We start from the raw sequence: 6,160 nt of genomic DNA, 5'->3' as shown, positions 1-6,160 counted from the left end.
AATAAAAAAGCAGCATGAAGTTTTATTCCATGCTACTTTAATTGATATTGTTATTTTAAGGGCAATTAAAAGCCCAATTCAAGTTGTAAGGCTCACCGGCTAATTCTAGGTTTGAAATAGAGTTAACTTTATCCAATGTTTGTTGTATTCCAAATAATTTTTGTTTGGATTCCCTTATCTTATCCTGTTCTTCCTGATCCAAACTTTTTCGCAGGTCTGAGAAGGATGCTTCTAGCACCACTTCCAAGTCTTCTAATTGATCATATATTTCTGTAAGCATTGAAATCAACTTTTCTTTATCGGACAATGGCTTATTCATCAATCAAACCCCTCCCAGCGTTTTCTATTTAGTATAATTCTCTTTCTTTTTTTTGCTTCCTTCTCCCTTGACAAAACTAGTTTCTATTCGCCAAAGGTAGTGGTAAAATGGCATTTTTCCCTTAAGGTTTCGACACCAACTTAACTTGCATGAAAAATTAAAAAGCGCACATTCTATTATTGGAGGTGCTATTAATGCCAAAAAATAATCAACAAAACAAAAATCAGCAATCTAAACCAGCAGATGAAGCAAAAAAGACAGGCTACGGTGATAAAAAGCTTGTCGGTGAAAACCGTCCGGCTGAATAAAACCAAAAAAAGCAAGGGAGACTTCCCTTGCTTTTTCTAATTCCACTTTTTTAACTGCAATGTCTTTTGGAGTGCCAGCATTAATTGAAGTTGATTTGATTTGGTAAAGTACCAATCTGTCAAATGAATCGGGTGACGATTGTCTACGGGAAAGTATAACCACCTAGGGGAAACCCTTCGTTGCAAACTCCAATCTTCAAATTTATGTTGATTATGCTCTATAATTGGAAAGGTCGCTCGTAGTATCGGTGTTTTTTGACCTGTTTTTATTTTAAAATACTGTTCATAATCATATCTTGAACCAGTATGAGGCGTTTTTACTGCAAACTCATAAAAATAAGGAAATAGCCGTGGGTGAAAAAGAATACTGGCAAGTCGTTTACCTAAATTGATTCGTTTCGAAAGTGATTTGAAGCCATTGACACTAGCACCGTATAATTCGCCTCCACATGTTGGAAACAAAACGCAGCTGAAATGAAGCCAATCCTGAAATGAAAAAAGCTTTGTTTGGAAAACATTTTTTTTATAAACAGGGTGTTCAATTACAGGCGTTTGAATGACATTTTGCTCATTTATGATTAAACAAGTCATTAGTCTATTCTTATCGTTTTCTTTCCAATATCGATACCATTCCTTTTGGATAAACGCTGAAACATGAAAATAAGGAAGTAAATGAAACATTTGGCGATTCATTTTCGTCGAATATTGATAGACCAACAACTGAGGATAGACATCCTGAAAAATAAGCCAATTTGCCCGTTCATAGGTTAGAAAAAGCTGTTTTCTTGTCATGTCTGTGATCAAATGAGGAAAGATTGACCCTTGCAGGTCACACATATTCCATCCACCATTTCTTGAAACCATGCTTGCTAAGAAAGCCCAATTGATATCCGGATTTTTTTTAAAAAAAGATAAATATGCTTCTGTCCTTGAGATATTATCGGCATTTTTTTTATTCGTTTCTTCTTGTATTTGACGAATGATTGTTTGTTCCTGTATTGTAAGATGATTCATATTCATCTTCCCTTATGTTTTTTAATAGATTATTAGTACAATTTTAGCGTTTGTTCCTTTTATGAAAAATGCATCATGTATAAATTCGGCATTCTCGGTACAATTGTTATTAGCCTGTGTATGCAAAAATATTTTATACACCCCAATCTCGCTAAGATTTGATATGATAAGGAATAGCTTGAGAGGTGTAAAAAAGTGAATTTTAACTATCCAAATGGAAAAAGGTACATACCAAAAGAACAGGGCGCAGACACAGAAAGTACCAGTAAGAAAAGGAAAAATGGTTCTTATAGTAATAGAGGTATGACGCTAGAAGAAGATTTAAATGAAACTAATGAATATTACCGGGAGAGAAAAGTAGCAGTTATTCATAAGAAACCAACTCCAGTGCAAATAGTCCAAGTTGATTATCCCAATCGGAGTGCAGCTGTGATTAAAGAGGCTTATTTCAAATTAGCATCAACGACGGATTACAATGGTGTTTATAAAGGAAGGTATATTGACTTCGAAGCAAAAGAAACACAGAATCCCACCTCCTTTCCCTTAAAGAATTTTCATCAACACCAGATACAGCATATGGAAGAAGTTCTTAATCAAGGAGGTATATGTTTTGTTATCCTTCGTTTTACAAGGTTTGAACAAGTTTTCTTACTTGAAGCAAAACACTTGTTAACTTTTTGGGAGCGAATGACAAATGGAGGCAGAAAATCGATTACAAAAGAAGAAGTGGAACAAAAGGGATATCTGATTCCACTTGGTTTTCAACCCCGAATTGACTATATTAAAATTATAGATAAACTTTACAATTGAGAAAAGGCTCGAAAGGAAGGAATATTACAATGTCTGAACAATACCAATCAAGAGAGGAGCGCAGAAAGAAGCTCCAATCTAAAGGTAAACCAAAAGCCAAGAAAAAATCTGGAGGACTTGTAAAGAAAATTTTTCTAACATTAGTGGCCCTTGGTATTATTGGTATACTGGCTGGTGTGGGTACTTTCGCGTACTTAGTAAAGGATGCTCCCGTACTTGACCCGAAATTATTAAAAGATCCAATCCCTTCGAAGATTTTAGATAAAGATGACAAACTTGTAACGGAAGTGGGTGCTGTTAATCGGGAATATGTTAACTATAAAGATATTCCGCAAGTAGTCGAAAATGCGATCTTAGCAACAGAGGATTATCGTTTTTACAAGCACCATGGAATTGACCCGATTCGATTAGGTGGCGCTGTCCTAGCAAATATTCAACATGGCTTTGGTTCTGAGGGTGCCAGCACCATTACTCAACAAGTGGTTAAAAACTCATTTTTAACTCCTGAAAAAACCTTAAAGCGGAAGGTTGAAGAAGCTTGGCTTTCTTATCAATTGGAACAGCAATATACAAAGCACCAAATTTTCGAAATGTATGTAAATAAGGTATATGTTTCTGAAAATAGTCATGGGATCGCTACCGCTGCAAAAATTTTCTATGGAAAAGAATTAAAGGATTTAACTCTAGCGGAAGCTGCCCAGATTGCTGGAATGCCGCAAAGTCCAAATAATTACAACCCTTTCGATCATCCTGATTTAGCTGAAGAAAGACGAAACATCGTCTTAACGTTAATGCACCAGCATGGATTTATTTCTAAGCAAGAGATGGAAGATGCGAAAAAAGTGTCAGTTAAAGATACCGTCTTAAATGAAAAAGAGCGAGAGGTTAAAGAGAAACCCTTTGATTCATTTGTCGATGCAGTCATTGATGAAGTGAAAGAAACTTCTGATTTTGATATTTTTACTGATGGCTTAACGATTCATACAACACTTGATCCGAATGCACAATCCTATGTAGAGGACATCCTTAATAAAGATGACGTGATTGACTATCCGGATGATGATTTCCAAGCCGGGGTTGCTCTTCTGGATACAAAAACAAGTGAAATCCGTGCCATCGGAGGCGGCAGAAATCAAAAAGTCAAACGTGGATTTAACTATGCAATTGATACCCAGCGTCAACCTGGGTCAACTATTAAACCAGTTCTTGATTATGCGCCTGCAATTGAGTATTTAAACTGGGGCACTTATGAAATGATTGAAGATAAACCCATTACTTATTCTTCTGGGAAAAAGTTTGGGAACTGGGACCAAAGCTATAAGGGAGCAATGACCATCAGAACGGCATTGCAATTATCAAGAAATTCACCAGCTGTTCAAGCCTTGCAACAAGTTGGTCTTGATAAAGCAAAAGACTTTGCAGTAAATTTAGGTATCCCATTAAAGGAAATTTTTGAATCCTATGCAATTGGTGGATTTAAAACGGGTGTATCCCCTCTGCAAATGGCAGGTGCCTACAGTGCATTTGGTAATAAAGGTATTTACACAAAACCACATGCGATTAGGAAAATAAAACTACGTGATGGTACTGTGATAAGCACTGCTCCAGAACCGAAAGTGGTAATGAAAGACTCTACTGCTTTTATGATTACAAGTATGATGGAAAGTGTTCTCGAATATCCTGGAACAGGCACAAGAGCGAGTGTCCCTGGACTTGAAATTGCCGGGAAGACAGGTACAACTAACTATACAGATGAAGAAATTCAAAAATGGGATATTCCAAGCAGCAGATCTGTTCCTGATGCATGGTTCACCGGTTATACCACCAATTACACCGCATCCATTTGGACTGGTTATAAGAACCGGAGCACCCCTATTAATGCGGTTGGAAATAATCAACGTATCGCGCAATTAATTTTTAAGAACGTAATGGAACATGTATCGAAGGATATCGATACACCTGACTTTAAAATGCCTAGCAGCGTTCAAAGAGTAAGGATTGAGAGAGGCTCTATGCCTCCAGTTTTAGCAAGTGAATACACACCATCAAGTCAAATTATTACAGAGTATGCTGTGAAGGGTCACTCACCTAATCGAGTTTCCACAAAGTATGACAAACTAGCTGCTCCAAAAAATCTAAAAGCAACCTATGATCAGTCAAGTAATACAATTGGATTATCTTGGAAGCACTCTAAAAAATCCAATGTTACTTTCTCTATTACAGTGAATAACGGGACAGAACAGAAACAATATACTCAAGCAGAAACGGCATTAACTATTCCAGCGGTACCGGGTGCGAAGTATTCCTTCACCATTATTGCGATTAGTGGAGATAGACAAAGCGATCCCGTAACGACAACCCTTGAAATTCCAACCCAAGAAACTAACCCTGGCACGGGCACCGAGCCAGGCATCCCGCCAGGGAACGGAAATGGTAACGGCAATGGTAATGGTAACGGTAACGGGACTGGCAACGGTAACGGTAACGGGACTGGTGACTGGCACTGGTGATGGCACTGGTGACAACGGCGGGGATCAAGGAACTGGGGAAGGAACCACCCCACCAGATACCCCAGTTGACAACGGGACAGGAGAGCAGCCTGCTGTAGGAACTCCTGGCTAAACCTAGCAATCAAAAAACATTAAAAAGCGTCTAACCATTTGGTTTAGACGCTTTTTTTAGTATGTTTCTTTTTACAAACAGTTTTTCTTGTTCAATCATCAACTCTGATAGTTGTCGATAAGAATGATATAATGCTGGCCTTGAGGTAATAAAGGCCAATCGTTCTTCCACATTAACCGGTTTAAATTCTAACTGTTTATAATTAAGTGTTTCATTCAAGGTAACTGGCAAATCATTTGACCAGGCCAGGAATTGAGTGAACAACTGAATCCCTTTATCCATTAACACTTTTGCATTTTTATACTTACGTTCACGGAATAATACTTCCAATTGCACTTTACTATTTTTCCATTCTGTCAGAAGGTTGGAAATCTCCACTTCCTTTTTATCCATTACTCGCGACCTGCCCTTTCATCCTCTTTTTTCCTTCCCTGCAGAGCTCTAATAAAGGGCAGCTTGGACATTGTGGATTTTGAGCTTTACAGTGGTAACGTCCAAAAAAAATCAGGCGGTGGTGTGTGAGTGACCACTCTTCTTTTGGAATCTTCCTCATTAATGTTTTTTCCACTTCAAGGACAGAATCCTTCCACCTGCAAATACCTAATCGTTTACTAACTCTCTCCACATGTGTGTCTACTGCAATTGCAGGTATATTATAAGCAACCGACACCACAACATTCGCTGTTTTCCTGCCAACACCAGGCAGTTTTGTTAACTCATCACGGTCTGTTGGGATATCACCGTTATATTCTTCTAATACAATTCGACAAAGGTTTTGAATGTTTTTAGCTTTATTCCGGTAAAGCCCAATCGAGCGAATATCGTTTTGCAATTCTTCAAGAGGAACTGCTAGGTAATCCTCTGGTGTTTTATATTTTTCAAATAATGATTTGGTTACTTTATTGACAAGCACATCCGTACATTGTGCTGATAGAGCTACAGCAATGACTAGTTCGAATGGATTCGAATGGTTAAGCTCACAGTGGGCATCAGGAAACATTTCACCCATTTGATCAAGGCAATAACGGATTTGGCTGTTATTTAGCATATCTATCACCTACTTCTATTTAAATTAAGGGCTGTGTTA

7 protein-coding genes are annotated in these 6,160 nt (G+C 37.8%); 3 read left to right on the top strand and 4 right to left on the bottom strand.

Annotated features, from left to right (window positions below; genetic code table 11):
* Positions 1 to 55: 55 nt before the first annotated feature.
* Together V7659_RS08895 and V7659_RS08890 are read right to left on the bottom strand one after the other, a co-directional pair.
* Positions 56 to 319 carry a hypothetical protein gene (locus tag V7659_RS08895; protein ID WP_335539512.1) on the bottom strand — a complete coding sequence of 88 codons (264 nt, stop codon included), beginning with the start codon at positions 317 to 319 and terminating at the stop codon, positions 56 to 58.
* 344 nt (positions 320 to 663) lie between these two features.
* Entirely contained in the window at positions 664 to 1,641 is a 978-nt protein-coding gene (locus V7659_RS08890; protein ID WP_335539510.1) for a DUF2515 domain-containing protein, read from the bottom strand.
* A 195-nt stretch (positions 1,642 to 1,836) separates the two neighbouring features.
* Here V7659_RS08890 and recU point away from each other — a divergent pair, with 195 nt between their 5' ends.
* The 3 genes from recU to V7659_RS08875 are packed head-to-tail and all read left to right on the top strand — an operon-like array spanning position 1,837 to position 5,073.
* Positions 1,837 to 2,451 (top strand): Holliday junction resolvase RecU, encoded by a 615-nt coding sequence (gene recU, locus V7659_RS08885; RefSeq protein ID WP_335539508.1) that lies wholly within the window; start codon positions 1,837 to 1,839, stop codon positions 2,449 to 2,451.
* Between the two features lie 29 nt (positions 2,452 to 2,480).
* Positions 2,481 to 4,961, top strand: a complete 2,481-nt coding sequence (locus V7659_RS08880; RefSeq protein WP_335539506.1) for a PBP1A family penicillin-binding protein — start codon at positions 2,481 to 2,483, stop codon at positions 4,959 to 4,961.
* A complete protein-coding gene (locus V7659_RS08875; protein WP_335539504.1) occupies positions 4,894 to 5,073 on the top strand; it encodes a hypothetical protein in 180 nt (59 codons plus the stop codon). The genes V7659_RS08880 and V7659_RS08875 overlap by 68 nt, the downstream gene beginning before the upstream one ends.
* A gap of 30 nt (positions 5,074 to 5,103) precedes the next feature.
* Here V7659_RS08875 and V7659_RS08870 read toward each other — a convergent pair whose 3' ends face one another.
* Both V7659_RS08870 and nth read right to left on the bottom strand, forming a co-directional pair.
* The gene (locus tag V7659_RS08870; RefSeq protein WP_335539503.1) at positions 5,104 to 5,466 is read right to left on the bottom strand and encodes a YpoC family protein; all 363 of its coding nucleotides are present in this window, start codon (positions 5,464 to 5,466) and stop codon (positions 5,104 to 5,106) included.
* On the bottom strand, positions 5,459 to 6,121 hold the full coding sequence (gene nth, locus V7659_RS08865) for an endonuclease III (protein ID WP_144547411.1): 663 nt from the start codon (positions 6,119 to 6,121) through the stop codon (positions 5,459 to 5,461). Before nth ends, V7659_RS08870 begins: the two co-directional genes overlap by 8 nt.
* Positions 6,122 to 6,160 lie beyond the last annotated feature (39 nt).

The sequence above is a fragment of the Neobacillus drentensis genome (assembly GCF_036966985.1).
GTDB lineage: Bacteria > Bacillota > Bacilli > Bacillales > Cytobacillaceae > Neobacillus > Neobacillus drentensis_E.
Note: the sequence above shows the minus strand (reverse complement) of the source record. Positions and strands in the feature narration are given on the sequence as shown.